Genomic DNA, 26,675 nt, shown 5'->3' on the forward strand with positions numbered 1-26,675 from the left:
CTCCTCCTCATCGTGACGCGTGACCGGCGCTCGCAGCAGCGGCCGTCTCGTGGACCTGGAAATTCGCCGCGATTGCCTCTCCGGTCGCGATCCAAAGATCGGGGCAGGATCTGGCATAGGTGAGAAATTCGCGCAGCAGACGAAGCCGCATTGGACGGCCGCTGCATTGCGGGTGCAGCACCGTCGTGACCATCGCGCCCCAATCCCTGACTTCGTCGAGTTCGTCCTTCCAGATCGAGAGCACATGCTCTTTCGGAAAGATCGACCGCGGGCTGAACCGGGCCGACAGTCCGTGCATCCAGTCGTCGTAGCTCGCGGTCACCGGGAGTTCGATCGTGCCTGGCCGGCCATCGGCCAAGCGATGGCGGTAGGGCCGCACGTCGTCACGAAACGAGGAGGTGTAGACGATGCCGTGACGCACCAGCGCCGCGCGCAGCTCTTCGGTGAACTCGCCATAAGGCGCCCGATAGCCGATCGGCTTGACGCCGAGCCGGCGTTTCAGGGCCACAAAGCCCCGCTCCAGTTCTTCCTCGATCCAGGGGTCACCCGGATCCGGCAGCAAATGGTGATAGCCGTGATGGCCGATCTCGTGCCCCGCCTTGAGAATGGCCTCGGCCATCGCCGGATGGGCGTCGACCGACCAGCCGGTGACGAAGAACGTCGCCTTCAGATCAAGCTGCGCGAGCAGTTCCAGTAGCTTCGGCGCACCGACGCGCGCTTCGTAGCCACCATAACTCATCGTGATAAGGCGCTGGGCGTGCAGCGCGTCCTTGCTGGTCCACGCACTCTCTGCGTCCACGTCGAACGAGAGGAACATCGCGGAGGTGTAAGGCTTGGGCCAGGGATAGTCCGGAGCCGGCGGCGCGGTATTTGCCGGAATGAGCGGAATGCTCGCGAGCGCTTTACTGTCCAGCATTGATCGTCGCCTTCTCTACGCCGTAGTCGGTCAATTTCCACTTCGCAAGCAGAGCACGGTAGGAGCCGTCCGCGATCAAGGCATCCAGCGCTTCGACAACCGCTTGCTGAAGCGCCTTCTCCTTGACGTTCAAGGCAAGCCCGGTGAACTGCACCGCGAAAACGTCACCGATCGGGACATAGGCACCTGGTTCGAGGTCCATGATGTAGGGAAGCGTCTCGCCACCCTGGACGGCAGCGTCGATGCGCGCCTGCTTGAGCTGGGTCCGAGCATCGGCCGAACCTTCCGTGCCGACGAAAATAATGGGGTTGCCGCCACAATGAGCATCGCTCCAGGCGGCGATCAGCTTCGGAAAGGACGTGCGCCGGCTGGCGCCCACCTTTTTCCCGCAAAGCGCCATCGTATCCTTGAACTCCGCGGCACGAGATTGCTGGACGAAGAAGCGAGGCCCGTTGCGAAGATAGTCGATAAAGGTCGCGCTGTCCTGCCGGCTTGCGAGGTCCGTCATGCCGGAGAGGATTGCATCCACTCTCCCACTCGTGATTGCAGGCATCATCTGGTCGAAACTGGTTTCCTGCCAGACGATCTTGATACCGAGCTTTCGCCCGAGCGCCTCGCCGAGCTCAACATCGAAGCCGGTCAGGGTGTTGGTGGCCGGATCCTTAAATTCCATCGGCGGATAGTTCGGCACGATAGCAACCCGGATATTGCCCTGCTTTGCGATTTCTGGAGGCAATTCGATTGCCATGGCCGAAGCCGAAGCGCAAATCAGTGCGATAGCAAGAAACTGTTTCATCATTGAAGCTGCCCCATCAGATCACCGCGGAAAGAAAGGCTCGAGTGCGCGCCTCGCGGGGCGCGCCGAGGACGTCCCTCGAAAATCCGGACTCCACGATGGCGCCATGGTCCATGTAAACGACCCTGTCCGCGACCTCGCGCGCAAAGCCGAGTTCGTGCGTCACCACCATCATCGTCATCCCGCTCTGGGCAAGCTCTTTCATGACAGAGAGCACCTCGCCCACCAGTTCGGGATCGAGCGCGCTCGTCGGTTCGTCGAACAGCATCAGCATCGGCTTCATGGCGAGCGCGCGAGCGATCGCCACCCGCTGCTGCTGCCCGCCCGAGAGCTGCGCGGGATACGCATCGGCCTTCGCCGTCAGCCCGACGCGCCGCAGCAGCTCCATCGCCTCTGTCCGCGCGTCATCCCGGCTTCGGCCCTGTACCTGAACCGGACCTTCGGTGATATTTTCAATCGCCGTCTTGTGCGGGAAGAGATTGAAGCGTTGAAATACCATGCCGGTCTTCAACCGCTGCCGCGCGATCTGGCGTTCCGTCAGACGGTGCAATCGTCCACCCTGTTCGCGTACGCCCAGCAACTCGCCGTCCAGCCAGATGCCGCCGCTGTCGACCGGCGTAAGCTGGTTGATACAACGCAAGAGCGTCGTCTTACCCGATCCCGACGCTCCGATCAGGCACAGCACCTCGCCCGCCGATACATCCAGCGACACCTGCTTAAGAGCCTGAAACTCTCCGAAAGTCTTGCTGACGGAACGGATGGCGACGAGGGGGCGGGTCATCGGGCGATCTGCGAAAAGCCGCGCGCGAAGCGTCGTTCGAGCAACATCTGCAAGGGCGTCAAGATCGATACGACGAGCAGATACCAGAGGCCGGCGACGATCAGGAGTTCGATCACGCGCGAATTGGCGTAATAGATATTCTCGGCGCTGTGCAGTAGCTCCGGATACTGAATGACGCTGGCGAGCGAGGTGGCTTTCACCATGCCGATGAACTCGTTGCCGAGCGGAGGGATCACCACCCGCATCGCCTGTGGCAGAACGATCCGGCGCAGCGCGCGCAGCCGTCCCATGCCGATGGCCTTCGCCGCCTCATATTGTCCGGCGTCGACCGACAGCATGCCCGCCCGCATCACCTCGGATGTGTAGGCGCCCTGATTGATGCCAAGCCCGAGCAGCGCGGACAGGAACGGCGTCATGACATCGACCGCCCGTGCCGACCACAGGCCCGGAATGCCAATGGTCGGAAACACCAGGGCGATGTTGAACCACAACAGCAGTTGCAGGATCAGCGGCGTGCCGCGAAACAACCAGGTGTAGCCGGCGGCGACGGACTTCAGCACGGGATTTGGCGAGAGTCTCATGATCGCGACAACGACGCCCAGAACGATACCGAGCGCCATGGCGAGCACCGCCATCACCATGGTGTTGACGATTCCCTCGAGGATCACCCGCGCTGTCAGGAAGCGGCTGACATACGACCATTCGATCTGACCGTTGGCGAAGGCCCGCCCGATAGCCGCCAGCGCTGCGAGAATTGCAGCCGCGGCGATCCAGCGCCTCCAATGCGCCTGACGCGCGACGGGCAACTTCGAAAGATCGAGGAAGCCTCCAGCAAGCGGGGCTGAGTTGCTCATTGCGTGGCCGCATTCATCATCGGCTGAGCGACCGCATGCGCACCCAGGCCGTATTTGTCGAGAATTCTCTTGTAGGAGCCATCCGCAATCATCGCGGCGAGGTGTTCGGTCACCACTTCACGCAGCGCCGCGTCGTCCTTCCGGAACATGATGCCCTGATAGCCGATTGCGAACGGCTCCCCGACGACGCGGTATTTTCCAGCTTCCTGCTGCTGGGCATACGGTAGCGTCTCGCTGCCCTGCACGGCGGCATCGATGCGGCCCTGCTTGAGCTGGTTGCGGACATCGATGCTGTTTTCGCCCGGAACATACTGCACGGCCGGCTTTCCGCTGGCTTCACAGTTCTGCTTGCTCCACTTCTCGATCTCGACCGGGAAACTGGTGCTTCGCGTCGTTCCGATCTTCTTGCCGCACAGATCAATGGCAGACGTCGCCGCGTTGTCGGCCAGAACGAAGAACTGCGGGCCGGTGGTCAGGTAGTCGATGAAGTCGGCTGTCTCCCGCCGTGAACTCCGATCCGAGATGCCGCTGATGATGAAGTCGGCCCGCTTCGTCTGCAACGAGGGGATCAGTTCGGCGAACGGTGTTTCGCTCCAAATGACCTTCACATTCAGCCGCCTCGCGAGTTCGTTAGCGAGATCGATGTCGAGCCCAACGAGCTGGTTGGTCGCGGGATCGCGATACTCCATCGGCGCGTAGGTCGAATTGACCGTGAGCCGCAATGCACCCGCCTGCTTGATCGCATCTGGCAGTTCGGCGGCGTGCGCGGTTGCAAGAGCGGTTAGCGCAGCAAGACTGGAGGAGATCGTGATACGTCTCATATCAGCTCCCGCGTTGGAGCCGCGACCGGCCGCCTGACAGCCGGCTCGACGACCCCGGCGCGCTCGGTGATGACGGCGTAATGCTCCGGCCGCCGATGGGCGGCGAAATTGAACATCTTGTCCTTGCCCTGGCGGCAAAGATCGAGGTCGAGGTCGGCGACAAGAACTTCATCCCCGAGCGTCTGCGCTTCGGCAACGATCCTGCCATTCGGATCGACGATGCAGGAGCCGCCGATCAGTCCGGAGCCGTCCTCGTCGCCCGCCTTGGCAACCGCGATTGCCCAGGTCGCGTTCATGTAGGCATTGGCCTGAGTAACCAGCGTCGAATGAAAGGTGCGCAGCGCGGCATCTTCCGTGACGCCGCCGTTTGGATCGTAAGCTGCGGAATTGTAGCCGACGCAGACCAGTTCGACACCCTGCAGGCCCAGAACCCGCCATGCTTCCGGCCAGCGGCGATCGTTGCAGATCATCATGCCCATGATGGCGTGGCGCCAGCCGGGTCCCGCGCGAAAGGCGGGAAATCCCAAATTGCCGTATTCAAAATATCGCTTCTCAAGCTGCTGGTAGCGCGCGCCGGCTCGCACCTCGACCGAGCCGGGCAAATGCACCTTGCGATAGCGACCGAGAACTTCGCCATCGCTGTCGACGAGGATCGAACAGTTGTACCGCCGCCCTTCCGAAGTCAGTTCGGCGTAACCAACGTAGAAGCCGATACCGAGCGCCCGGGCGCGATCGAACAAGGGCTGCACCGCCGGATTCGGCATGCTGTGCTCGTAATATTGATCGAGCGCCCCGCCCTCAATGAGCCATCGCGGAAAGAAAGTCGTGAATGCCAACTCGGGAAATACCACCAGCTTCGCGCCAAGCGCGGCAGCCTGATCGAGGAGCTTTAATATCCGATCGAGCGTGTGCTCTCGCGTATCAGCCTTTTGCGTCGGCCCCATCTGAGCGGCGGCGGCGCGAAGAACACGGACCAACATTGCCTCCAATCTATGCGGATTGCTGCCTCATTGGGCTGATGATCTCAGCCGAACCGCGCGCAGCAACGCGCGCTATTACGCAAACGCACGACGCCAATTGCAATCACTCGTGCTATGATATTTTCGCCCAGACTATAATCGGCGGTTATTATGAACCTGCGCCAACTTGAGATCCTGCGTGCGGTCATTCGCCACCGGACGACGGTCGCTGCAGCGGATGACCTGGCATTGTCACAGCCGGCGATCAGCAACGCGCTGAAGGCGATGGAAGCGCAAGCGGGGTTCGCGCTATTCGAGCGTGTCAACAACCGCCTGTTTCCAACCACTGAAGCGATGGCGCTGTACAGGGAAAGTGAGGCGATCTTCGCGCTGCATGCAAAACTCGACAACCGAGTGCGTGACCTCCGGGAATGTCGCTCCGGACACCTGTCGATCGTGGCGACGCCGCCCGTTGCCTACAGTATCATTCCACCCGCCCTGTCAGGTTTCCTGCGCCGTCGCCCGCAGACGCGGATGTTCTTCGATGTCCGGCGCTACGAAGGGATCATCGAAGGCGTATTGAGCAGAGTTGCGGAACTAGGCTTCGCCCTCGGTCTTTCGCACCATCCGGGCATTGCGCATGAGGTGGTTCACTCCGGCGAAATGGTCTGCGTCTTGCCGCCAAACCATCCGCTGGCCGAACAGCCGGTCGTCTCCGCTGCCGACCTGGTCGGGGTGCCCTTCATCGGGCTGGAGCGCGGCACGCGATTGGGCGAAGCCGTGCGCGACAGCTTCGCGCAGGCCGGCGCGCCGTTCCAGCCGACCGTCGAGGTTCGATACTGCAATACGGCTTGCGTGCTCGCGGCCGCCGGAGTGGGCGCTGCGGTGGTCGATCCGTTTTCGCCAAGCCAGGGCGGCAGCCGCGATCTCATCGTCCGGCCCTTTGCGCCCAAGACCCTTGCCGTGGCCTACATGCTGTGGTCGGAGGCAGAACCGCTATCACGGCTGGCCAAGGCATTTCTGGACGAAGTCCGGCAGGCGAGCCTGCTCTTGGGCCGGGAAGCTTCCTGACAGGACACGGCCGATGGGAATGAAATGCTCCTACTACACGCGCGCCAGTCTTAGCCTTTTAGGGCGGTGACCACCACTTCAATCAAGGCACCGCCGCCGAGATCGGCCACACCTACTGTTGCTCGCGCCGGCAGATTGTCGGCGAAGAACTCGGTCCAGGCCGCGTCCATTTCCTTTTTCTTCGACAGATCCGTGACGAAGATCGAGGCACTTACGATGCGGGACGCGTCCGTTCCTGCTTCCTTCAAGTAGCCAGCAATCTTGCCAAGGATGTTGCGAGTCTGCTCGCCCATCGAGGCGCTGGTGTCGTCGGCGATTGTGCCGCCGACGAACACAAAGCCGTTGGCCTCGACGGCGCGATGCATGATTGGCGTGCGGATGTTGCGGATGATGCTCATAATGTCTCATCTTCGTTTGCAGGGTTAAAGGAACAGAAGCGGTCGATCCCTAGTTCGCCGATCCGGGTCTGTGTGCCGCCGTTGACAATCAGCTCGGCCATGACAGCACCGGCGCCGGGGCCGAGCTGGAAGCCATGCAGCGAGAAGCCGAACTGGTGGTAGAGTCCCGCGTGGCGCGCGCTCGGACCCAGAACGGGTAGATCGTCGAGTGTCCGTGCCTCGATGCCGGCCCAAGCGCGAACGATGGATGCGCTTCGCATGACTGGAAAGAGATCGAAGACGGTGCCGGCACTGACCGCAAGGCTGCGCCAGTCCAGTACGGTCTCGTTTCGGTCCTGGTCCGCCGCTGCCAAATGGCCGCCGCCGATCAGGACTGTGCCGTTGGCAAACTGCTTGAAGGAGAGCTTGCGTCCGCGGAGGATCACCACCGGATCGATGAAATGCGGCACGCGCGAGGTGATCATCAGCATTGGCGCCACGGTCTCCACCGGCACCGGCTCGCCAAGTGCCGCGGCAATACGGCCGGCCCACGCCCCGGCGGCGTTGACGAGCACAGGCGCCGCATAGCTGTCGGCACCGACATCCACCCGCCACAGGCCGTCCTCTCTTCGGATATTGCTCGCTGCCACGCCCTCGCAGACGGTTGCGCCTTGAGCTGCCGCCTTGCGGCGGAAAGCAGTGGTGGTGCGCGCGGGTTCGGCCGCGCCGTCACGCCGGGACACGACGCCGCCAGGACAGGTTTCGGCAACGGCTGGTACCAGCCGTCGGAGCTCCGGCCCATCGATAAGTTCCTCGTGGGTAAAGCCGAGCGCGTTCAGCTCGGCGACACGCGCGCGGCAAGCATCGAATTCGGCATCATTCTCGGCGACCAGCACCTGGCCGTGGCTCTCGAATCCGCAGCTATCATCAACCAGCTCGCCGATCCCCTCCCATATGCCCATGGAACGGATCGAGAGCGGAATTTCGGCGACATGCCTTGCGAGCTGACGGACGCCGCCGGCATTCACCCCCGAGGCGTGACGGCCGGCATAGTCCTTCTCGATCAGCACCGGCTTCATCCCGGCGAGACTCAGGTGAAGTGCAGTCGAGCATCCGTGGATGCCGCCGCCTACGACGATAGCATCCACAAGCCTGGTCATCCCCGCACCACGGCGTTCACGTCGGCCTCTGTCTTCGCCACGGCCGCCAATTCCGACAGCGTGATCGGCTTTACGGGTGCACGCAGCCGATAGTAGCCGATCTCCTGCGGACTCTTGCCGCGGGCCTCGGCCATGAGTTCGGTGACCGTGAGACCGCAGAGCCGCCCTTGGCACGGGCCCATGCCGGTGCGGCGATAGGCCTTGAGCTGGTTTGGACCGGTCGCACCGATTGCGACGGCGTCGAGAATGTCGTTGGCAGTGACTTCCTCGCAGCGGCAGACGATCGTGTCGCCCTTGGGAATACGGAACTGCCGCGCGGGCCGGAACAGCGTATCGAGGAAGGCGCGCCCGCGCTCGGCGCGAGCCAGATTAGTCCTGAGCATCGCCATGGGTGCGAGCTTCGCCGCCTCCTCGGGTGCCAGAGCTTGAACCGCTGCTCTTGCTGCGATACGGCCCCGGAAGACGGCAGCTTCCATGCCAGCGATCCCGGCGCCGTCACCGGCGATAGCGATACCCTCGACCGACGTGTTGCCCTTGTCGTCGACCACCGGCGACCAGCAGAGTTGCCGGTCGTCCCAGCGATGCTCGACCCCCGCGGCCATGGCGAGATTGACGTTGGGTACCACGCCCTGATGCAGCAGAAGCAATCCGGCCGGAATCGTTTCACGTCGGTCGCCTGCCGCATAGGTGACGGTTGCAAGCTGGCCGTCCCCCTCGGCAGAAAGTTCGTTGACGCCGGTCACGACGCGCACTTTCGCCCGCACTTCCCTCATCATCGCCAGTCCCTTCGCGAAATAGGGTGAGGTCATGAAGGCGAAGGCATGGGGCAGCGCGGCGATATGGTTTCGGCGCTCGGTTGTATCGAGGATGCGGTCGATGCGGCCGCCAAGGCGCAGGATCTGCGCCGCGAGCAGCCAAAGCAATGGTCCCTGCCCGGCAATAACCGTGCGCCCGTCAGGCACGAGACCTGAAGACTTCAGCATCGTCTGCGCGGCGCCGGCAGTCATCACCCCCGGGAGCGTCCAGCCCGGGATGGGAAATGGCCGCTCCAACGCGCCCGTCGCCAGGACCACACGACGCGCGTTTATGAAGGCCGATGCGCCGCCGACGGAGACACCGACCTCGAGGTTGCGGTCAAGACTCCAGACGGTCGCGCGATGGATGATTTCGGCACCGCTCGACCGCACCGCCTGGACGAGGTCCGCGCCGGCCCAATAGTCTGCGCCCAGTTGCTCGCGCTCCGCTACCGGAGTCGATGAGATAGCGCGCCAGACCTGGCCGCCGGGACCGGGGTTCTCATCAAGCAGCAGGGCCGACAGGCCGGCCTCTGCTGCGAACACGGTGGCGGCGAGACCAGCGGGCCCGGCCCCGATCACCACGATGTCGTAGTTATCGCGCTTGGGCGTCGCTCTCATCGCCCGATCTCCCGCTTGCCTTTCTGGATTTCAATCTGCATCCCCTCGGCGACCGGCACCAGGCAGCCTTGGCGGTTGCCGACGCCATCGATCGTGACGAGGCAGTCGAAGCACACGCCCATCATGCAATAGGGTAGCCGCGGCGCGCCGCTGACCGCGGTAGCGCGGCGGGCGTCGCGGCCGGAGGCAAGCAGCGCTGCGGACACCGTGTCGCCCTCTCGCGCCTCGACTGCGGTCCCGTCGACGAAGATCTGCAGGGGTCTTCTGGTGTCCTGATCGGATCGCTTGAACATTGATGTCTCCTGGCCCCTTCGAGCCATGTCGATTTCAGTAGTAGCCGCTGCCGTTCGCAGCGCGGTCTTCGCCGAAGCGCCGCGCTGAGAAGGCGCCGACGAGTTCCGCGTCGAGCGCATCCTCGGCGACCATCCGGGCAATCTCAAACGCGTGATTGGGCGCGAGCGTTACGCCGGAATGGCAACAGGCGACAAAAGCGCCTGGCTGGCTCTCCGACCGGTCATAGATCGGGAAGCCGTCCAGCGGCATCACGCGGATGCCAGACCAACTCCGCACCACGTTGAGGCGAGCAAGATGAGGAAACATGCGCTGCGCGCGATCCGCCATGACAGCACTGACGGAATGGTTCAGCACGCGGTCGTCGAGTTGCTCTTCCTTGCTGTCCCCGATCATCACCGTCCCCTCGTCGGTCTGGCGGATCGTCGTCAGCGGATGCGGGAGAAACGGCACTGTGCGCTCGGTGACCACGATCTGACCGCGGGTCGGGCCCATCGGCGCCGACAGCCCGACCATCGGCGCCAGCGTCTGGTTGGCGTTGCCGGCGGCAAGCACGACCTTCGCGGCATGGATATCGCCCTGCGGCGTCGACAGATGGAATTCGCCGCCGGCGCGGGTTATCGCTGAAACCGGTCGCTCGGGAAGATAATCGACACCAAACAGCTTTAGGCCGGTATGGAAAGCGCGGAAGGTGCGCAGCGAATTCACGTGCCCGTCAAGCGGACAGAAGCTGCCGCCGGAGACTTCGGGGCCGACGAGAGGCAGCATTTTTTTCACTTCGGACACCGACAGCATCTCCATCCGGTAATCGGCCGCCCCCACCTGGTTATGCATGCGCGTGACGAGTTGAGCGCGCTGCTCGAATTCGTGCTCACCGAGCGTTAGGTGAAAGCCACCATTCTGCTGCAGGGCAACGTCGAGACCGGTCTGCTCCTTCAATTCGGCGGCAAGCGTTGGCCATGTCTCGGAGGCGCGGACGGTCCAGCCGGTGTAGGCCGGCATGCCGAGGCCTTTGCTCTGCACCCAGATGAGCGCGAAATTGGCCCGCGAGGCACGCTTGGCGATATCGCCCTCGTCGAGGACGGCGACCTTTTTGCCGAGCCGGCCAAGCCCCCAAGAGATGGCGGAGCCGAGCAGCCCGCCGCCGACGACAGCGACGTCATATTCCTTTGACATGGCTTCTCCTATTGCCCTGCGTCGCTCTTGCCGGCGAGCACGCGGTCGAGCCCGTAGAAGCGGTCGAGCACGACGAGGGCCGTCATGGTGATTGCAATCACGCTGGCGGAGACGGAGGTCACCAGCGGGTCGATGTTGTCCTGGATGTAGAGGAACATGCGGACCGGCAGCGTCTCGGTGCCGGGCGTGGCGAGGAATACGGTCATGGTCAGATCATCGAAGGACTGGATGAAGGCGAGCGCCCAGCCGCTGACGACGCCAGGGAGAATCAAGGGCAAAGTCACGCGGCGGAACAGTGTCCAATCGTCGGCGCCGAGCGAGAGCGCCGCCATCTCGACCGAGCGGTCCATGCCGGTCGCCGCAGCCAGCGTCAGCCGGAGCGCGAACGGAAACACCACCAAGACATGGGCAATGATGAGCGCCGCGAAACTGCCGCCGATGCCGATCGACGTGAAGAAGCGCAGGAAGGCGATGCCGAGCACGACATGGGGAATCATCAGCGGTGAAAGGAATAGCGCCGAGAGCGCATCGCGGCCGCGGAAGCGGTAGCGGGCGATGGCGAGCGCCGCCGGCACCGCGAAGAGGAGCGCCACGAACGACGACAGGGCGCCGAGTCCGAGGCTCACCCAGAAGGCGCGAACGAACTCGGGGTAGCTGGCGATCGCCCTGAACCAGCGCAGGGAGAAGCCGTTGGTCGGCAGCGACAGGAAGCCATCGGGCGTAAAGGCAACGAGGCAGACGACCACGATCGGCGCCAGCATGAAGACGACGAATACCGTGTGGAACACAAGAGAGATCGGGCCATTTGTCCTCATCGAAATACCTCGGCGTAGCGCCGCTCGATCAGCGCGTTGCTACCGACGACGATCAGCACGAGCGCCACGAGGAGCAGCACGGCGACTGCCGCCCCGAGCGGCCAGTTCAGCGTATTGAGAAACTCGTCATACGCCAGCGTCGCCGCGACCTTGAGCCGACGGCCGCCGATGATCGCCGGTGTTGCAAAGGCGCTGGCCGACAGCGAGAACACGATAATCGCGCCCGACAATACGCCCGGCATGATCTGAGGCAGAACGATGCGGCGGATGATGGTGAACGAGCTGGCACCCAGCGACAACGCGGCGTTTTCGATTTGCGGATCGAGGCGCTGCAATGCGGCCCAGACCGACAGCACCATAAACGGCATCATCACATGGGCGAGCGCCACGACCATGCCGGTCTCGGTGAACATGAAGGGCAGCGGCGAGCCGATCAGCCCGAGTGACATCAAGAACTTGTTGACGAGGCCGTTGTTGCCGCCGAACAGAAGCGCCCACCCGAGCGTGCGTGCGACCACGGAGATCAATAGCGGGCCGAGGATGACGAGCAGAAAGAAACTCTTCCAAGGTCCGCTCATGCGGTTGAGGATGTAGGCTTCCGGCGCGCCGAACACGGCGGTGATCAGCGTCGCGAGCAGCGCGACGCGGAAGGTGCGCCAGAACATCTCGGCATAGTAGGGATCGGTTGCGATCTCGTGCCAGTTTTTCAAGATGAAAACCGGCTCAATGCCCTTGTATTGGCCCCAGTCATGGAACGAGAGCATCACGGTCATCGCGAGCGGGATCACAAGGATGCCGACGAACAGCATCAGCGCGGGCGCGGTCAGCGCCCAAGGGGCGCGCGCAGCGCGTTCATCAGCCGATGGTCCTGTGGTCAAGACAGACGTGTCGGGAGCCGTGCTCATTTGGCGCCTCCGGCGGTGCGCAGGCTCATGTCTTCCGGCCGCCAGCCAAGCCGGACGGCCTCGCCCTCGGCGGGTTGCGGTTGACCGTCATTCTGGCGGATCACAATTGCAGGGCCAGATTCGGTCTCGCACTGGAACAGCCAGTGATTGCCCTGGAAGATGCGGGTGACGATCTTCGCTGCGAGCCCCGTGTCGCCGAAGCCAATTCGCTCGGGGCGAATGCTGACCGTCACCGGACCGGCGATGCCGGCCGGCGCGGGCGCGCTCCAGGAGCCGGCAACGAGCCGCGCCGGAGCGGCGGTCCGGTCGATCGTCGCGGCGAAATCATTGGTCTTGCCAAGGAACTGAGACACGAAGGCCGACACGGGCCGTTCATAGGTCTCCTGCGGCGTGCCGATCTGCTCGATGCGGCCCTGGCTCATCACCACAATACGATCGGAGAGCGACATCGCCTCGATCTGGTCGTGGGTGACGAGGATCGTGGTGGTGCCAAGGTTGCGCTGGATCTGGCGCAATTCGATCTGCATCTCCTCACGCAGCTTGGCGTCGAGATTCGACAGCGGCTCGTCGAGGAGCAACACGCTCGGCCGGACCACCAGCGCCCGGGCGAGCGCCACGCGCTGCTGCTGGCCACCCGACATGCGTCGCGGATAACGATCCTCGAAGCCGGCGAGCCCGACCATCGCGAGGGCGGCGCGGACTCGCTCGCTGCGATTAGCCTTCGGCACGCGCCGCATCTCGAGTCCAAAAGATACGTTCTCTGCCGCGGTCATGTGCGGAAACAGCGCGTAGCTCTGAAATACGATGCCGAGGCCGCGCTTGGCCGGACGGACTGCGGTGAGGTCGCGGCCCTCGAGCCGGATCGCGCCGCGCGAAGGATCCAGGAAGCCTGCGATCATCTGCAGCGTAGTGGTCTTTCCGCAACCCGAGGGACCGAGGAGGGAGATGAACTCGCCCTTGCCCACGGCAAGACTGAAGTCGTCCACGACGGTCTGCGGGCCGAACTGCTTCGCGACACGGTCGAGCTCGAGAAAGGACATGGATTCGGATCCTGGTGTGGCCGACGCCGATACGCGGTCAGTGGCATTCTCGGCTGCTGAAGCGAAATCCCGTCGGCCCGCTTGGTTCAGCGCTCAACCTCACGATTCCATCGCTTGGTCCATTCCTCGCGCTTCTCGTTGATAATGGTCCAGTCCGGCGTATAGAGCTTCGCCGCGCGCTCGCCGATCGGCGCCATCTTGCCGAGTTCTGGCGGAACGACCAGAGACTTCAGCACCGGGCCGTAGCCGTAGTCCTTCAACAGGACGAGCTGCAGTTTCGGGTCGAGAAGTGTCTTGACGAATGTCGCGGCGAGCGGTGAGGCGTTGGGCTTGGCGACCGGACACGCGCTCGCGAGGAGCGTAGCGGCGCCTTCCTTGGGATACACGAAGTCGACAGGAAAGCCGGTGTTCGCGAAACTTTGGACCCGGCCTGTGCCCCACACGGCCAACACGGCTTGGCCTGACTGGAACAGCTCGGTCATCTTGCCTGGCGAGGGTTCGTAGGCCAGCACATTCGGATTGATGTCATTCTTGAAGATCTTGAACCCCGAATCGACGTTAGCTTCGCTGCCGCCGTTCATTCTGGCGAGCATCAGGAGAGCTTCCAGACCATAGGTGTTGTTGATCGGCGGAATGACCAGTTGCTTCTGGTATTTCGGATCTTTGAGATCGTTCCAGGAGGTGGGCGGCGCCCAGCCCTTCTCGGCGAAGATCTTGGTGTTGTACATCAAACCGGTTGCGACCAGCCCAATGGCAACCGCATGGTCATCCTTGAAGCGGGCGGCATCATAGAGATCGGCCGGTAGGCCTTCGATCTTGCTGCAGAAGCCAAGCTGAATCGCCTGATACATCGGACCGTCATCGACGATGGCCACGTCGATCTGCTGGTTGCCCTTCTGGGCCTGTAATTTGGCAAGCGTATCCGTCGAGTTGCCGGCAACGTATTCGACCTTCACGCCGTGGGCCTGCTCAAAGGCAGGGACCACGGCGTCCCGGATCGTTTTTTCGAAGGAGCCGCCGTATCCGGCGACGTACAGCGTCTTCTGCTGCGCCGAAACCGGCGACGGGACCGAGGCCAGGGCCGCGATGCTGACCGCTGTCAAAAGGCCGAGATGCTTCATGTGGACGAGCTCCGAATTGCGTGGTTGCGACGTGACGTACCGACGATCTGACATCTGGTGCACATTCTGACTGGCACCCTCCCCGGGACGGATGTGCCTGTTCGTCGGGATCGACGGACCGCCTCGCCTCGGATTGCCCGACCCTGCTCAAAAAATGAGCCGCCTCGAGCCTTGCTGAAAAAGATCGCAATCCCCGCTTTCGCCGTCCAATTAATAATGGCACCATCTTCATACTGGAATGTTATGAATGGAGTGGGGATGGCGCGCATCAACTCGCGGCAGGTCGAAGCCTTCCGAGCGACAATGCTGACGGGCAGCGTCACGGACGCGGCGGCGCTGATGGCTGTGACGCAGCCGGCGGTGAGCCGCCTCCTGCGCGACTTCCAGGCGCTACTCAAAATGAAGCTGTTCGAAAAGCGCGGCACCGGACTTGTGCCGACGGCGGCCGCCACGGCACTCTACATGGAAGTCGAGCGTTCCTTCGTTGGTCTCGAACGGATCACTGCGGCAGCCGAGGAAATCCGCAGCCGCCGAACCGGCACGCTTCGGATCGCCGCCTTGCCGGCGTTGTCCAACGGCTACCTGCCAAGACTCGCCGGGCGGTTTCTGAGGGAGCGGCCGAACCTCAACTTGTCGTTCTTTGGCGTGATCTCACCGATTGTGGTCGACTGGGTATTGAACAACCAATGCGACATCGGCTTCGCAGAGGTACCCATCGCCCATGTGGGCCTGTCGATCGTGCGGTTGCCAGCGCCCCCTCGCGTTGCAGTCCTGCCCGAAGGACACCGACTCGCGGCCAAGGCGATGCTGGAGCCGCGCGATTTCGAGGGAGAGACCTTCGTGTCGCTGACGACCGGGTCGACAGGCCGGCATCTGATCGACCAGGCCTTCAATCGCGACGACGTCCGCCGTGTCCTTCGGGTCGAAACCAGCCTGTCTGAGATCATGTGCGGGTTGGTGTCATCCGGAGTTGGCGTGGCGATCTGCGATCCATTCACGGCGCGAGAATTCGAAAGCCGCGGCGTCATCGCGCGCCGCTTCACGCCGCGGATCGATTTCGAGTTTGCGGCTGTTTTTCCGCCGCAGCGCAGCCCCTCGCCAGTCGCATTGGATCTGGTGGAGGCCATGCGGCAGGCGCTCGACGATATTGACGGGCCCATGCCCGGCCTCAGCCCTGTTCATCCATGATGCGAAGCTTTTCGACCCACCGGCGGAAATCCTCGTCCGCTGAGAATTCGGCCGACAGGTACGACGCGCTACCGCCTTTCCCCACACCCGACGAGCCTGCGCTACCTTCTTCAGTCGTCCGATCGCCAGTGACCGGCGGTTACAAATCCTTTTCGGCGAGTTTTCGAAACTCGTCAGGCACCGAACGCGAAACACCCAGCGCAGCCGCGCCATATCCGATCGCATCCCATCCGAAGCGATCGCGGATCTTGTCGACAGCACAGTCTGCCGTCCAACGGGCCATGCCTGGCCTGCTGCCGGGACGGCGCGCTTCATCTTCAAGTCCGAGCGGGAGCTCCAGCTCCAGATCCCAGTTCTCCTCGAGATGCGATACGGAGATCGCCAACAGCGAGATGATCTTCTCGTCCGGGTGATCTGCGAGGACCGCGCGCACCAGTTCCTCGGCAAGTTCAGCGAGAATCACGGTCGCGGAGATCGGCGCACCGAGCGTTACCGAGCGCGTGACCGAGTTCAGGTCGGCGAAGCGAACGCGGACCGTCACGGTTCGGCCGGGCCTGGACTTCGCCCGGAGCCGCGCGGCGATGCGGTCCGCAAGGTGAAGCAGGGTGGGTCGAATAACCTGCTCGTCGGCCGGCTTCCTGCCAATCGCTGACTGCGCCCCGGCCGATCGGGCCCGGCGATGGGGCTTGAGTTGCCGCGGATCGCGATTCCACGCCAGCGCCGCGAGTTTCTCGCCTGTCGCGGGACCGAGCAACCGTTCGAGCGACCATCCTGGTGTCTTGGCCAACTGACCGATGGTCAACACGCCGATCTCGGCCAGCCGCGCCTTCGTGACCGGACCCACTCCCCACATCAGCTCGACGGCTAGTTCGTGAAGGAATTCCAGTTCGGTGTCGGGATCGACAACCACAAGCCCGTCTGGCTTGGCTACCTGCGAAGCGATTTTCGCCAGATGCTTGGTGCGCGCGACACCCACTGAGATCGGCAGGCCAAGCTCGGTGCGTACGCGCTTGCGGATTGCGGCCGCAATTTCAGCAGGTGCACCGAAAAGATGGGTGCAGCCCGCAACGTCGGCAAAGGCCTCGTCGATGGAAATCCGCTCGACGAGGGGTGTGAAATCGCCGATCACGCTGATGGCAGCGTCGCCCAACCGCTGGTAGTCTTTGAAGTGGCCACTGACGAAGATGAGTTGTGGACATAGCTCACGTGCCTGCCGTCCCGGCATGCCGCTACGGACCCCGAAGGCCTTGGCTTCGTACGAAGCGGCAAGCACAACCCCGCCACCGACCGCGATGGGTCTACCGCGTAACGAAGGGTCGAGCAGTTGCTCAACCGAGGCATAAAACGCGTCCAGGTCTGCATGAAGGATCGTGGCTGTCGTAGCCATCCCGACCGTTCACCCGCGAGATCTGACTGAAGTCTTCATGAGAACATAATGAGAACCTGCATGGACGCTTGTCAAGCCGGGATAGAAATTTCCCTGGAGGCTGCAAGGAAAGTTGCTTTCCAGCCTAGGCTCCCCTGCGATCCTGTTTGCCAATCACGCAGCGCCATCCCGCCAGGCGCTCGGCGGGATGCTGTTTCATCCACTCGGCGAGCTGCGGCGCGCCGGTCAGGCAAGACTGCATCGACACGTCGGCGTAGTCTGAGGTGGTAACGGTCTGCTCGTAGCAATTTGCCGGAGAGGAGAGACTGCAGAGCACCGCGATGATTTTAATCACGACAGGAGAACCTCATTGCTACGATGAGATTGGCGCCGCTGACCGCATGGTTCACCGGCGCCTCGGAGTTTTTGAATAGGAACACGGCTGCAAAACTTTGTAATCGCGATCTTGGTAGTATGCGGCGGCGCCTCAACTCCTTGAAATCCAGCGTACCCGTCGCCGAATCTGCCCGGAACGTCGAGCCGAATCTCCACCTCGATCGAACACTGATTCCGAAGACGCCGAACAAGCGGAGGCGCGCACCGCGCTGTACGGCTGTCAGGAACTCGATATGACATCGCCTACACGGCGCCATCGCGCACGCGGCGCCTGACTGCGTCGCTTTGCATGGAAGGGCCGGATAATGAGGCGCCGGCTGTGAAGCGGACGAGACAAGAGTTCTGATTCATATTTCCTCCGGGGCACATTCGCTCCGCATCCTTTCGCTGCGACAGACAGAAGCAAGCTGCGGACGGCTCAACCATTGCGGCGGATTTGACTACTACCTTCCGCCTATACTGTGTGCAAAGCGCCGGTGCTGTAATTCCAGCGATGTCTCGCAGCACGCCTGCGCATCGGAAGCTTGGCATCCTGCACCAAGCACTGGTTTGCGACGCAGATAATCAGATCCGGAGGGAACAATGAATTTGGCACACAGGGGACTGCTGGCCGGCATATCGATCGCCGCCGTTGTGGCTGCGAGCACTATCGGCGTTCGCGCCAATGAAACCGTGTTGAAGGCCGAAGCCGTAGCGGAACTATGGGCGGTAGCCGGCCACGACTACGCCAACACCCGCTTCAGTCCGCTCAAGCAGATCACCACCGAGAACGCGAGCAAGCTTTCGCTCGCCTATTCGTTCTCGCTTGGATCTCTACGCTCGAATGAGGCTTCGCCGATCGTCATCGGCAACACCCTCTATGTGTCGACATCGTGGGGACCGAAGTACGTCTATGCGCTCGATGCTGCGACGGGTGCGCGCAAATGGACCTGGGAGCCCGAGATTCCGGACGATGTTCTGCAATACGCCTGCTGTGACGTGAACAACCGCGGCATCGCCTACGCCGACGGCAAGCTGTTCGTCGGACGCCTCGATGGCAAGTTGACCGCGCTCGACGCCGCCACCGGCAAGGCGCTGTGGACGACGAAAGTGGTCGACTACAAGCAGGGCTCGGTCATCACTTCGCCACCGCTCGTGGTGCGCGACAAGGTCATCACCGGCTTCGGCGGCGGCGAATATGGCGTGCGCGGCGCGCTGCTGGCCTTCGATATCAACACCGGCAAGCAGGCATGGCAGACATACACCGTCCCTGCACCGGAGGAACCCGGCGGCGATACCTGGAAGGGCGACAGCGCGCAGCACGGCGGCGGCGCCGCCTGGCTTGTCGGCTCCTACGATGCCAAGACCGACACGGTATACTGGGGCACCAGCAATCCGGCCCCCTGGAACATCGCCGTCCGGTCGACGGGCAACGGCGATTTCGGCAAGCTGACCAACCTTTATACGGCGTCCACGCTTGCGCTCGATCCGAACACCGGCAAGATCAAGTGGCACATCCAAACCACGCCGGCCGACGCCTGGGACTATGATGGCGTCAACGAGGCGATCCTTGCCGATCTCAAGATCGGCAACAATACGGTACCCGCCCTTCTCAAGGCGGATCGCAACGGCTTCTTCTTCGTGGCCAACCGCGAGACCGGCAAGGTTCTCTCGGCCGAGAAGTTCATCTACGCCAACTGGGCCGAGAAGTGGGACGTCGCCACCATGCGCGCCGTCGAAAACCCGGACAAACGTCCCGGCCCGGGCCATCCTGCAAAGGACATCTGCCCGAACCTGATCGGCGGCAAGAACTGGCAGCCGATGTCGTACAATCCGCAAACCGGACTGGTCTACATTCCGACCAACAACGTTTGCATGGATTGGTCAGTCAGCGACGTCGCCTACAAGCGCGGCGTATTCTATCTCGGCGCCGAATTCCCGACCAAGGAAGGCCCGGGCGGCTTCCTCGGCGAGCTCATCGCCTGGGATCCGGTGAACCGGAAGAAGGTCTGGTCCATCAAGGAGGACCTGCCGTTCAACGGTGGCACGCTGACGACCGGCGGTGGCCTGGTGTTTTCGGGCAACCTTCACGGTGACTTCCGTGCCATCGACGCCAAGACCGGCAAGGTTCTCTGGAACAAGAAACTCGGCTCCGGCATCGGCGCAGGTCCCATCACCTACATGGTTGATGGCAAGCAGTATGTCGCCATCGTCGTCGGCCGCACGGCTGCCATTCCGGCGTTCCTCGGCGAAGTCGGCAAGAAGATGACGGCAGCGGCGCCCGAGGGCGGGTCGCTGTTCGTGTTCAGCATCCAGTAATCGGAAAGGCCGGCGCGTATCCCGGTGTTCGACGGGGTACGCGCCACCACTCGACGGCATCTGCTTCCGGACAACCGCGCCGTTGCCGGAAGCGCTCAAAGAATTACCGCGCAAAGCAAGAATACCGCAGAGGGAGGATGACGATGCACACACCGGATCCCATTATTGCCGGGGCCACGCGACGAAAGCGTCGCGCCTTTGCCCGATCGGGCCTTTGCGCGCTGCTCGCCGCCGCTGCGGTTGCGGCTTCCGCCGCACCAGGCCACGCGGATGAACAGCTTCCCTTGCGGATCTGCGCGGATCCGACCAATCTGCCGTTCTCCAGCGACAATCCCTCGCAGCCGGGCTTCTATCTCGAGATCGGTCAGGCCGTCGCGCAGGTATTGGGGCGGCCAGTCACCTACGACTGGTACAAATCCTATTTCGGCAAACGTACGGTACGGGTGACGCTGCTCGGCAGGCAGTGCGACGCAATGATCGGCCTGCCTCGTTCTGAGGACTTCATGGGACCGGCAGTCATCTTTTCGAGGAAGGTCGTGACCGAAAGCTATGCTCTGGTCAGCGCAAAGGAACTGACGATCACCGGCGTCAACGATCTCAAAGGCAAGCGCGTTGCCGTCCAGTTCGCAACGACACCCCAGAATCTTCTTGCCGAGCGAAATGATGTCGAGATGGTCACCGTGCTCTCCCCGGAAGAGGGCATGAAGGCGGTGGACCAAGGCAAGGCCGACGTCGCCTTCATCTGGGGGCCGGTAGCCGGCTGGCTGAACAAGACCAGCTACGGCAACCGCTATCGGGTCCAGCCCCCACGGAAGGCGCCGCACTTTCATGGGACGCTGCGATCGGCTTTGCAAAGACGTCGGCGCTGTTGCGCGACCAAATTGACGCCGTGCTGCCCGGCCTCGAGAAAAAGATCGCGGAACTTTCCGGAAAGTACGGACTGCCGGCAGATTCACCGATCCGGATCGGCGCGACCCGCAGTGCGGTAAGGTTCGCTTCGCTCGAGACGCGGGTGATCTCCGATCTTGCGCCGCAGGGCGCCGCGGCCTCGATGTCGTCGGAAGAAGCCGTCCCGCACTCCCCCGTGAGAGTCGCAGATGCGGCATCCACCCTACCGCCAGCGGCGGTGAACGCGGGAAAGGAAATGTTCAACGGAACCTGTGCGCACTGTCATGGCCCCGACGGGGTGCAGAGCGAGCGCCGCATCGACCTTCGGCTCCTGCAAAACCGGTATGGCGAGGAGATGCGCGCGAAATTCATGACGACGGTACACGAAGGACGGCCTTCAAAGGGAATGCCGGCCTGGAAAGAGGTCTTTACCGAGGATCAGTTCGAGAGCATCTATGCATATATCCTCACCGTGCAGGCACCGGCCGATTCCACCAATTGAGCCGGGTCCCGGAGAATTGGCAAGGCACGCGATTGCGCGGTCGTCTGAACCTTGCTCCGTTGGAGGTCAGGGACCGGAAGGACGTGCTGCTTCCGGCCCTGCCTCAAAGCCCGGGGTTGGCGAAATGACCACCTTCCTGATTATCGACGACCATCCGTTGTTCCGGGAGGCATTGGGCAACGCGGTCCGGCTCGCACATCCCGATGCCCGGATACTGGAAGCGATGTCGATCGCGGAAGCGCTTCACATCCTCACCAGCGAGGAAAGCATCGATCTCGCTCTCCTCGACCTCTCGCTGCCGGACGCGGCAGGCTTCTCCGGCTTCCTGCGACTGCGCGAGACTTATCCTCGCCTGCCGGTCGCCATCGTCTCGAGCGAGGAGGATCAGAACGTCGTGCATGAGGCGCTTTCGCTTGGTGCCGCAGGCTACCTGCCGAAATCGACGTCAAAACGTGAACTGGCAGCCTCGATCGGGCGCGTCCTGAGCGGTTCGATCTCCGTGCCGAGGGATTTCATCGCGGCTCCCAACGCCGGCGACAAGAAGACGCTGGAGGCACGGCTTCGCGAACTCACCCCGCAGCAGACTCGCGTGCTGGATCTGATGCGGCGCGGTTTCCAGAACAAGCAGATCGCGCTCGAGCTCCAGCTCGCCGAATCGACGGTCAAGGCGCATGTGACCGAAATCCTGCGAAAGTTGCGGCTGTACAGCCGAAACAAGGCGGTCATCGAGATCGGCAAGATCGACCTGCCGGCTCCAAGGCAACGGCAGTCCAGGATCGATCACGGCTAACCGCGATGAACAGAATGAAAGCGCTTTTCCCTAAGGGCAAATGTAAACGGCGGGCCACAACGGACGAAGACATGCCGCCTGGCCGGCGCGCCCGTTGGCCGCTGCGCCTTTGCCTTGCTGCGCTGGCACTGGTTATCGCCGCGATTCCGGCGTCGGCCGCCGATACTCTGCGTGTCGGTTTCCAGTCGACCGGAACCTTCGCGTGGGTGCTCGACGTGATCCGCCGCCACGGTCTCGCCGAAGGTGCCGGACTGGACATCCGGGTGAGCGAGTTCGCCTCGCCCGATGCAGGCAAGCTTGCGCTCAACGGCGGATCGGTCGACATCGCGATCTCCGACTGGCTCTGGGTCGCAAGGGAGCGCGCGCTTGGCAGCAAGCTCCTGTTCTATCCCTACTCAAGCGCGGTGGGCGCGGTGATGGTCAGGCGGGATTCTCCGGTGAAGGAACTCGCCGACCTGAAGGGACGCGTGCTGTCGGTTGCCGGCGGACCGCTCGACAAAAGCTGGCTCCTCGTGCGCGCCGCAGCACTTCGGCGCGGCATCGACCTCAAGCGGGAGGCAACGCTGCAATACGGGGCCCCGCCGCTCATGTACCAGAAGCTGCAACATGGTGAGGCCGACGCCGGCCTCAACTTCTGGAATTTCTGCGCACGACTGGAAGCGGCCGGCTTCCGCCGGCTTCTCGACGTGCGCGATGCCGAATCCGAACTCGGCATCGCCGAACCGGTCGCAATGATCGGATATGTCTTCACGGAAGCGTTTGCGGCGGGCCATCGCGGCTTGATCGACCGCTTTCTTAAAGCCGCAAGAGCCGCCAGTGACATCATGGAGCGATCCGACGCCGAATGGGACGCGCTGCGTCCCATGATCAGGGCCGAAGACGAGGCGACATTTGCAGTCATGCGCGATCGAACCCGGGCCGGCTTTCCGAGACGTTCGATCGAGAAGGAGATTGGAGACGCACGCAAGCTCTTCAGGACACTCGCGGAGCTGGGTGGCTCCGAACTCGTTGGCCCGGCCAAAGAGCTCGATCCCGGCCTCTATTACGATCCTTCCGCCAACAGGGACCAACAGGGAATAGAGGTTCGATGACGCGGCGCCGGATGCCTTGCGATACGCCGCGGTGGATCAGGCGAGTTGGCTCTGAATGGCAAAGCGCACGAGCGATTTCCGCGAGGCTCTTGCCGGAGCCGAGCAGGTCGCACGGGCGAAACGCGCTGGCGCGAGTAAATTGAGTTTGCGTACGAATAGCGGGGGATTTTTGATCTGGATCAAACCGGGGCGGTCGGGAGCCGCCATCCTTGATTGCTGGTGAGAGACTCGGAGATGGGCGCGAACGTGACCACATTTCTTATTGTCGAAGACCATCCGCTGTTTCGCGAGGCGCTGGAAAATGCGATCCGTTCCGCCACGCCGAATGCCGAAATCTTCGAAGCCACATCGATCGACGAAGCCATCGAGGTGCTGTCGTCAACCGATGCCGTGGATCTAACTCTTCTCGATCTGTCGATGCCGGGGACGACGGGTTTGTCAGGCCTCATCAGCATCCGCAAGGCATTTCCCCGCAATCCGGTGGTCGTCGTCTCCGGTCACCAGGATCCCCAGATCATAGCGAGCGTGCTTTCCCTCGGGGTTTCGGGTTACGTTCCCAAGTCCACCTCGAAAGAGGAGCTGGCGCGTTCAATCGAGGAGGTGTTGCGCGGGTCGATCTACCTTCCCAGCACCTATCGCGCCGTGGCCGGTGCCCGCGGGGTCAGGGGCCCCGCGCAGGAGTTGTTGAGGCGCCTGCACAATCTGACACCGCAACAACTCCGGGTCCTCGACATGGTGCGCCGCGGCCTGCAAAACAAGCAGATCGCCTACGAGCTGCAAATCTGCGAAACGACGGTCAAGGTCCACGTCACGGAGATCCTCCGCAAGCTCAATGTCATCAGCCGTACCAAGGCAATCATCGAGATGTCCAAAATCGATTTCGCCAACATAGCTGGCGACGGTGCGGCAGAGCGGGCTCCGGACCGCATGTAACTCCACCTTGCCGGAGCGACGCGCGGCGAATGCTATGCGAGCATGAACGAAAGCAAAGCGCGCATCTCGGCCGGCTTGACCGGCTTTTTCAGAACCTCAAGACCGTGGAGGCTTGCCTCTTTTGCGGCCGTCTCCGAGTAGTCCGCAGTGACGATGATCGCCGGGATATCGACCTTGGCCTGTCGCCGAACCTCCTGCACGGTCGTCAACCCGCTTTCATCATCAAGGTGCAGGTCCGCGACGATCGCGTCCGGAATCTCGTCAAGCGCCGCCAGGCATTGCAGCGCATCGGCGGCCGAAGTCGCCGGCAAGATCTGACAGCCCCACTTCTCGAACAGGATTGCCATCGCCTGCGCGCTCGACGGATCGTTCTCCACCAGCAGAATGCGCGCTCCCTCCAGCCCGCCATACTCGAGGTCAATGCATTCGACCTCGCGCCTTTCTTCCCGGACAAGTGCGGGGTCGGCACGATCAAGCTCGAGGCAAAATGTCGATCCATGCCCGACTCGCGAAGAAAGCCGGACCTCGTGTCCGAGCACCGTGGCGAAACGGCGCACGATCGATAGACCGAGCCCGAACCCTGTCCGGTCGCCCGCGCTTGTCTCGCCGCGCTGGAATTCAACGAAAATGGCTTCCTGCTGGGCTTTGGAAATGCCGAGCCCCGTATCGGAGACCTGGATGCGGACGCGGTCGCCCTCGCGCCTGCACCCCATCACCACGCCGCCCGTTCTCGTATAGCGCAGCGCATTTGACAGCAGATTCTGCAAGATGCGGCGAAGCATCATCGCATCGGACACAACCGCGAGCGAGGACGGACAACAGCGCAACAAAAGGCCTTGCTTTGCGGCGATCGGCGCGAATTCAATCCGAAGCGGATCGAATAACGAGGAAATTGCGATCGGCCGCACGTCGGGCCGCAACGCGCCTGCATCCAGCTTGGAAATGTCCAGCAGCGAACGCAGCAGATCCTCGAGCGTCATCAGGGAGCGATCCGTCTGTTCGACCAGGCCCGATCCGCTCTTTCCATCGACCATCTCGGCCAATGTCGACAGCGTGAGGCGCGCCGCGTTGAGCGGCTGCAGCAGATCGTGAGTGACGGAGATCAGGACCGAGGATTTCAGCGAGCTCGCAGCTTCGGCCTGCTGCTTGGCGCGATACAGGCTTTCGTTTGCCCTCTCGATGGAATGCAGCGCTTCGCGCAGTTGCTGCGTACGATCGCGAACCTTGTGGTCGAGCGCGATTGCCGTTTCGAACAGCGAGAAGGCGTTGAACTGCTGATCCATCGAGCGCTCGACGCGCGACATCAGCACTGAATTTATCTTCCTGAGCTTGGCAGTCTCCCGCTGCAGCCGCTCGATCGCATCCGGTTCCTGTGGCATCTCGATCAATCCGGCCGCCTGCCGATGGCCACGCCCGTCAGCGTCTGGTTCACATGCATCGAGCCATATTGCTCGCCATAGGTATGGAAACCGATCACGCGGTTCTGGCGGTACAGCTCCGACATCTCGCGCGCAAACTGGTGCTGCTCGGCATCCAGACGCCGGAAGATGCATTCGAATCCGATGTAAATGGACACCTCACCGATCTCGTCGGTCAGGCGGGAGAACACCTCGCGCGTCGCGCCGATCGGGTTGCGTGACTTGGCCGCGGTGAGCACCATGCCCTCGTCGATCGCACAGAAGAAGCTGAGCGAACCGTCGGGATTCACCCGCTGGATCGATCTGGCGTAGTAGGCCCCGCCCACCCTCACCAGCACGGGATGCGAGGCGAAGGAGAACGCATCGAGCCGCGCGTCGGCGATCCCGACTGCGCGCGAATATTCCTCCGCGGCCGGCTCCGCGTTCAACTCCTTCACGATCCGCCCCTCGATGTCGGCTTCCGTGACGACCATCTTGGTGGACGTCGGCTCGAAGTTGTCGCATTTGAAGAGCCGAAATGGCAGCGACGTGCTGAGAAGGATCAGTACCGCTGCGTCTGTATAGGCCTGGCCGCCGAAGAAGACCCAGGTTCTCTCGAAGCGAAGCCCGTCACCGGCGGATCCCCCGACGATCGGAATGTCGTCCAGCGAGGCGTAGATCGCCGACATGACGGCTTCCTCGCGCCGGCACATCCCGTCGATCAGGACCAGGCCAAACGACCGGTACCCCTCGATGTCGGCATCGCGGCGCAGCAACTCCTGCCGGAGTTCGCCTCCGATCCTGCGGCCGTCCTCGACACGAAAGGCCGCAAGATCAAAGATGGGTCTCGCCACCACCTTGAAATCATTTTCGCTGAAGGCGAGCGCAACGACGCTGTTTTCTTCCCAACCGTCCGGCGCAAGCTCGCCTGCTGTCGTGCAGCCGTAGACCGGCATATCGCCGAAATGCACCGTCATCTCGGCGATGAACTGGTCGGGATCGTAGTATGGCGAGAGAAAAACCAGCACCATCGCCAGCCCGTCTGACGGCAGTTGCTCGACGATTTCTGCCGCAGCCTCCGCCACCGTAGCCGCCCTCGACCTGGCGGCTGCCACACCAGATGAATCGCCAAACCGGGCCTCGGTTTGCCTCACTTGGTCTCTCCCGGAAAATAGAGCTTGGTCTGCCGCCAATTGGTTCAAAAGGATAAGGTGATTTTCCATCCACCGCAACCGGTCGGCAAGCGGACTTGATCCAGAGCAAAGACGTGCGCGCGCACGCGTGCACGATGTTTTGCCATCGGCACGCTCCGATCATGGATCCTGCGA

General features: G+C 62.7%; 25 protein-coding genes and 1 pseudogene. 7 read left to right on the forward strand and 19 right to left on the reverse strand.

Going from position 1 to position 26,675, the window contains the following annotated elements; all coding sequences use genetic code 11:
* Positions 1-7 precede the first annotated feature (7 nt).
* Genes LMTR3_RS34745 through LMTR3_RS34770 form a run of 6 tightly spaced genes read right to left on the reverse strand, consistent with a single transcriptional unit; the run spans position 8 to position 5,148 of the window.
* Positions 8-916, reverse strand: a complete 909-nt coding sequence (locus LMTR3_RS34745) for a polysaccharide deacetylase family protein (RefSeq protein ID WP_065749456.1) — start codon at positions 914-916, stop codon at positions 8-10.
* Entirely contained in the window at positions 903-1,715 is an 813-nt protein-coding gene (locus LMTR3_RS34750) for an ABC transporter substrate-binding protein (protein WP_065749457.1), read from the reverse strand. Before LMTR3_RS34750 ends, LMTR3_RS34745 begins: the two co-directional genes overlap by 14 nt.
* A 13-nt stretch (positions 1,716-1,728) precedes the next feature.
* Positions 1,729-2,493, reverse strand: coding sequence for an amino acid ABC transporter ATP-binding protein (locus LMTR3_RS34755; protein ID WP_065749458.1), 765 nt, complete (start codon positions 2,491-2,493; stop codon positions 1,729-1,731).
* Entirely contained in the window at positions 2,490-3,347 is an 858-nt protein-coding gene (locus LMTR3_RS34760; protein WP_065749459.1) for an amino acid ABC transporter permease, read from the reverse strand. Before LMTR3_RS34760 ends, LMTR3_RS34755 begins: the two co-directional genes overlap by 4 nt.
* A complete protein-coding gene (locus LMTR3_RS34765; RefSeq protein ID WP_065749460.1) occupies positions 3,344-4,168 on the reverse strand; it encodes an ABC transporter substrate-binding protein in 825 nt (274 codons plus the stop codon). Before LMTR3_RS34765 ends, LMTR3_RS34760 begins: the two co-directional genes overlap by 4 nt.
* Positions 4,165-5,148: an N-carbamoyl-D-amino-acid hydrolase gene (locus LMTR3_RS34770; protein WP_084029988.1), complete on the reverse strand. Its 984-nt coding sequence runs from the start codon at positions 5,146-5,148 to the stop codon at positions 4,165-4,167. The genes LMTR3_RS34765 and LMTR3_RS34770 overlap by 4 nt, the downstream gene beginning before the upstream one ends.
* 150 nt (positions 5,149-5,298) lie before the next feature.
* Here LMTR3_RS34770 and LMTR3_RS34775 point away from each other — a divergent pair, with 150 nt between their 5' ends.
* The gene (locus tag LMTR3_RS34775) at positions 5,299-6,198 is read left to right on the forward strand and encodes a LysR family transcriptional regulator (RefSeq protein WP_065749461.1); all 900 of its coding nucleotides are present in this window, start codon (positions 5,299-5,301) and stop codon (positions 6,196-6,198) included.
* Between the two features lie 50 nt (positions 6,199-6,248).
* Here the strand turns inward: LMTR3_RS34775 and LMTR3_RS34780 are convergent, their stop codons facing one another.
* The 9 genes from LMTR3_RS34780 to LMTR3_RS34820 all read right to left on the reverse strand — a co-directional run bounded on the left by LMTR3_RS34780 (position 6,249) and on the right by LMTR3_RS34820 (position 14,498).
* Positions 6,249-6,596, reverse strand: coding sequence for a RidA family protein (locus LMTR3_RS34780; RefSeq protein WP_065749462.1), 348 nt, complete (start codon positions 6,594-6,596; stop codon positions 6,249-6,251).
* Complete coding sequence (locus LMTR3_RS34785) at positions 6,593-7,735, reverse strand: NAD(P)/FAD-dependent oxidoreductase (protein WP_065749463.1); 1,143 nt, start codon at positions 7,733-7,735, stop codon at positions 6,593-6,595. Before LMTR3_RS34785 ends, LMTR3_RS34780 begins: the two co-directional genes overlap by 4 nt.
* Positions 7,732-9,150: an NAD(P)/FAD-dependent oxidoreductase gene (locus LMTR3_RS34790; protein ID WP_065749464.1), complete on the reverse strand. Its 1,419-nt coding sequence runs from the start codon at positions 9,148-9,150 to the stop codon at positions 7,732-7,734. The genes LMTR3_RS34785 and LMTR3_RS34790 overlap by 4 nt, the downstream gene beginning before the upstream one ends.
* Entirely contained in the window at positions 9,147-9,443 is a 297-nt protein-coding gene (locus LMTR3_RS34795) for a (2Fe-2S)-binding protein (RefSeq protein WP_065749465.1), read from the reverse strand. Before LMTR3_RS34795 ends, LMTR3_RS34790 begins: the two co-directional genes overlap by 4 nt.
* A 34-nt stretch (positions 9,444-9,477) precedes the next feature.
* On the reverse strand, positions 9,478-10,617 hold the full coding sequence (locus LMTR3_RS34800) for an NAD(P)/FAD-dependent oxidoreductase (RefSeq protein ID WP_065749466.1): 1,140 nt from the start codon (positions 10,615-10,617) through the stop codon (positions 9,478-9,480).
* Positions 10,618-10,625: 8 nt separating this feature from the next.
* A complete protein-coding gene (locus tag LMTR3_RS34805; RefSeq protein WP_065749467.1) occupies positions 10,626-11,432 on the reverse strand; it encodes an ABC transporter permease in 807 nt (268 codons plus the stop codon).
* A complete protein-coding gene (locus LMTR3_RS34810; protein ID WP_065749468.1) occupies positions 11,429-12,337 on the reverse strand; it encodes an ABC transporter permease in 909 nt (302 codons plus the stop codon). Before LMTR3_RS34810 ends, LMTR3_RS34805 begins: the two co-directional genes overlap by 4 nt.
* Entirely contained in the window at positions 12,334-13,377 is a 1,044-nt protein-coding gene (locus tag LMTR3_RS34815; protein ID WP_065749469.1) for an ABC transporter ATP-binding protein, read from the reverse strand. Before LMTR3_RS34815 ends, LMTR3_RS34810 begins: the two co-directional genes overlap by 4 nt.
* An 86-nt stretch (positions 13,378-13,463) precedes the next feature.
* Positions 13,464-14,498: an ABC transporter substrate-binding protein gene (locus LMTR3_RS34820; protein ID WP_065749470.1), complete on the reverse strand. Its 1,035-nt coding sequence runs from the start codon at positions 14,496-14,498 to the stop codon at positions 13,464-13,466.
* 258 nt (positions 14,499-14,756) lie between these two features.
* Between LMTR3_RS34820 and LMTR3_RS34825 the strand changes: the two genes are divergently transcribed.
* The gene (locus LMTR3_RS34825) at positions 14,757-15,686 is read left to right on the forward strand and encodes a LysR substrate-binding domain-containing protein (protein ID WP_065749471.1); all 930 of its coding nucleotides are present in this window, start codon (positions 14,757-14,759) and stop codon (positions 15,684-15,686) included.
* Between the two features lie 139 nt (positions 15,687-15,825).
* On the opposite strand, the gene dinB is transcribed toward LMTR3_RS34825, so the two are convergent.
* Positions 15,826-17,073, reverse strand: a complete 1,248-nt coding sequence (gene dinB, locus LMTR3_RS34830; RefSeq protein WP_065749472.1) for a DNA polymerase IV — start codon at positions 17,071-17,073, stop codon at positions 15,826-15,828.
* A 124-nt stretch (positions 17,074-17,197) separates the two neighbouring features.
* A complete protein-coding gene (locus LMTR3_RS34835) occupies positions 17,198-17,407 on the reverse strand; it encodes a hypothetical protein (protein WP_065749473.1) in 210 nt (69 codons plus the stop codon).
* A gap of 647 nt (positions 17,408-18,054) precedes the next feature.
* Between LMTR3_RS34835 and LMTR3_RS34840 the strand changes: the two genes are divergently transcribed.
* The 5 genes and pseudogenes from LMTR3_RS34840 (at position 18,055) to LMTR3_RS34860 (ending at position 23,950) form a co-directional block, all read left to right on the forward strand.
* A complete protein-coding gene (locus tag LMTR3_RS34840) occupies positions 18,055-19,746 on the forward strand; it encodes a PQQ-dependent dehydrogenase, methanol/ethanol family (RefSeq protein ID WP_065749678.1) in 1,692 nt (563 codons plus the stop codon).
* A 143-nt stretch (positions 19,747-19,889) separates the two neighbouring features.
* Positions 19,890-21,136: pseudogene (locus LMTR3_RS34845) on the forward strand (c-type cytochrome).
* 124 nt (positions 21,137-21,260) lie between these two features.
* Positions 21,261-21,926, forward strand: a complete 666-nt coding sequence (locus LMTR3_RS34850; RefSeq protein WP_065749474.1) for a response regulator — start codon at positions 21,261-21,263, stop codon at positions 21,924-21,926.
* A gap of 71 nt (positions 21,927-21,997) precedes the next feature.
* Positions 21,998-23,017 carry an ABC transporter substrate-binding protein gene (locus LMTR3_RS34855; RefSeq protein ID WP_065749475.1) on the forward strand — a complete coding sequence of 340 codons (1,020 nt, stop codon included), beginning with the start codon at positions 21,998-22,000 and terminating at the stop codon, positions 23,015-23,017.
* A 234-nt stretch (positions 23,018-23,251) separates the two neighbouring features.
* Positions 23,252-23,950 (forward strand): response regulator, encoded by a 699-nt coding sequence (locus LMTR3_RS34860; RefSeq protein ID WP_065749476.1) that lies wholly within the window; start codon positions 23,252-23,254, stop codon positions 23,948-23,950.
* A 32-nt stretch (positions 23,951-23,982) separates the two neighbouring features.
* Here LMTR3_RS34860 and LMTR3_RS34865 read toward each other — a convergent pair whose 3' ends face one another.
* Both LMTR3_RS34865 and LMTR3_RS34870 read right to left on the reverse strand, forming a co-directional pair.
* Entirely contained in the window at positions 23,983-25,329 is a 1,347-nt protein-coding gene (locus LMTR3_RS34865) for a hybrid sensor histidine kinase/response regulator (protein ID WP_065749679.1), read from the reverse strand.
* A 5-nt stretch (positions 25,330-25,334) separates the two neighbouring features.
* Positions 25,335-26,501, reverse strand: coding sequence for an FIST N-terminal domain-containing protein (locus tag LMTR3_RS34870; RefSeq protein ID WP_065749477.1), 1,167 nt, complete (start codon positions 26,499-26,501; stop codon positions 25,335-25,337).
* Positions 26,502-26,675: the final 174 nt, after the last annotated feature.

The sequence above is a fragment of the Bradyrhizobium sp. LMTR 3 genome (assembly GCF_001693485.1).
Taxonomy (GTDB): domain Bacteria; phylum Pseudomonadota; class Alphaproteobacteria; order Rhizobiales; family Xanthobacteraceae; genus Bradyrhizobium.

Coding starts and splice junctions, on each gene's coding strand:
- LMTR3_RS34755 (WP_065749458.1), bottom strand. CDS start 2,493: ATGACCCGCCCCCTCGTCGCCATCCGTTCCGTCAGCAAGACTTTCGGA.
- LMTR3_RS34750 (WP_065749457.1), bottom strand. CDS start 1,715: ATGATGAAACAGTTTCTTGCTATCGCACTGATTTGCGCTTCGGCTTCG.
- LMTR3_RS34785 (WP_065749463.1), bottom strand. CDS start 7,735: ATGACCAGGCTTGTGGATGCTATCGTCGTAGGCGGCGGCATCCACGGA.
- LMTR3_RS34775 (WP_065749461.1), top strand. CDS start 5,299: ATGAACCTGCGCCAACTTGAGATCCTGCGTGCGGTCATTCGCCACCGG.
- LMTR3_RS34805 (WP_065749467.1), bottom strand. CDS start 11,432: ATGAGGACAAATGGCCCGATCTCTCTTGTGTTCCACACGGTATTCGTC.
- LMTR3_RS34810 (WP_065749468.1), bottom strand. CDS start 12,337: ATGAGCACGGCTCCCGACACGTCTGTCTTGACCACAGGACCATCGGCT.
- LMTR3_RS34745 (WP_065749456.1), bottom strand. CDS start 916: ATGCTGGACAGTAAAGCGCTCGCGAGCATTCCGCTCATTCCGGCAAAT.
- LMTR3_RS34790 (WP_065749464.1), bottom strand. CDS start 9,150: ATGAGAGCGACGCCCAAGCGCGATAACTACGACATCGTGGTGATCGGG.
- LMTR3_RS34815 (WP_065749469.1), bottom strand. CDS start 13,377: ATGTCCTTTCTCGAGCTCGACCGTGTCGCGAAGCAGTTCGGCCCGCAG.
- LMTR3_RS34825 (WP_065749471.1), top strand. CDS start 14,757: ATGGCGCGCATCAACTCGCGGCAGGTCGAAGCCTTCCGAGCGACAATG.
- LMTR3_RS34850 (WP_065749474.1), top strand. CDS start 21,261: ATGACCACCTTCCTGATTATCGACGACCATCCGTTGTTCCGGGAGGCA.
- LMTR3_RS34800 (WP_065749466.1), bottom strand. CDS start 10,617: ATGTCAAAGGAATATGACGTCGCTGTCGTCGGCGGCGGGCTGCTCGGC.
- LMTR3_RS34765 (WP_065749460.1), bottom strand. CDS start 4,168: ATGAGACGTATCACGATCTCCTCCAGTCTTGCTGCGCTAACCGCTCTT.
- LMTR3_RS34820 (WP_065749470.1), bottom strand. CDS start 14,498: ATGAAGCATCTCGGCCTTTTGACAGCGGTCAGCATCGCGGCCCTGGCC.
- LMTR3_RS34855 (WP_065749475.1), top strand. CDS start 21,998: ATGCCGCCTGGCCGGCGCGCCCGTTGGCCGCTGCGCCTTTGCCTTGCT.
- LMTR3_RS34865 (WP_065749679.1), bottom strand. CDS start 25,329: ATGCCACAGGAACCGGATGCGATCGAGCGGCTGCAGCGGGAGACTGCC.
- LMTR3_RS34795 (WP_065749465.1), bottom strand. CDS start 9,443: ATGTTCAAGCGATCCGATCAGGACACCAGAAGACCCCTGCAGATCTTC.
- LMTR3_RS34760 (WP_065749459.1), bottom strand. CDS start 3,347: ATGAGCAACTCAGCCCCGCTTGCTGGAGGCTTCCTCGATCTTTCGAAG.
- LMTR3_RS34770 (WP_084029988.1), bottom strand. CDS start 5,148: ATGTTGGTCCGTGTTCTTCGCGCCGCCGCCGCTCAGATGGGGCCGACG.
- LMTR3_RS34860 (WP_065749476.1), top strand. CDS start 23,252: ATGGGCGCGAACGTGACCACATTTCTTATTGTCGAAGACCATCCGCTG.
- dinB (WP_065749472.1), bottom strand. CDS start 17,073: ATGGCTACGACAGCCACGATCCTTCATGCAGACCTGGACGCGTTTTAT.
- LMTR3_RS34780 (WP_065749462.1), bottom strand. CDS start 6,596: ATGAGCATCATCCGCAACATCCGCACGCCAATCATGCATCGCGCCGTC.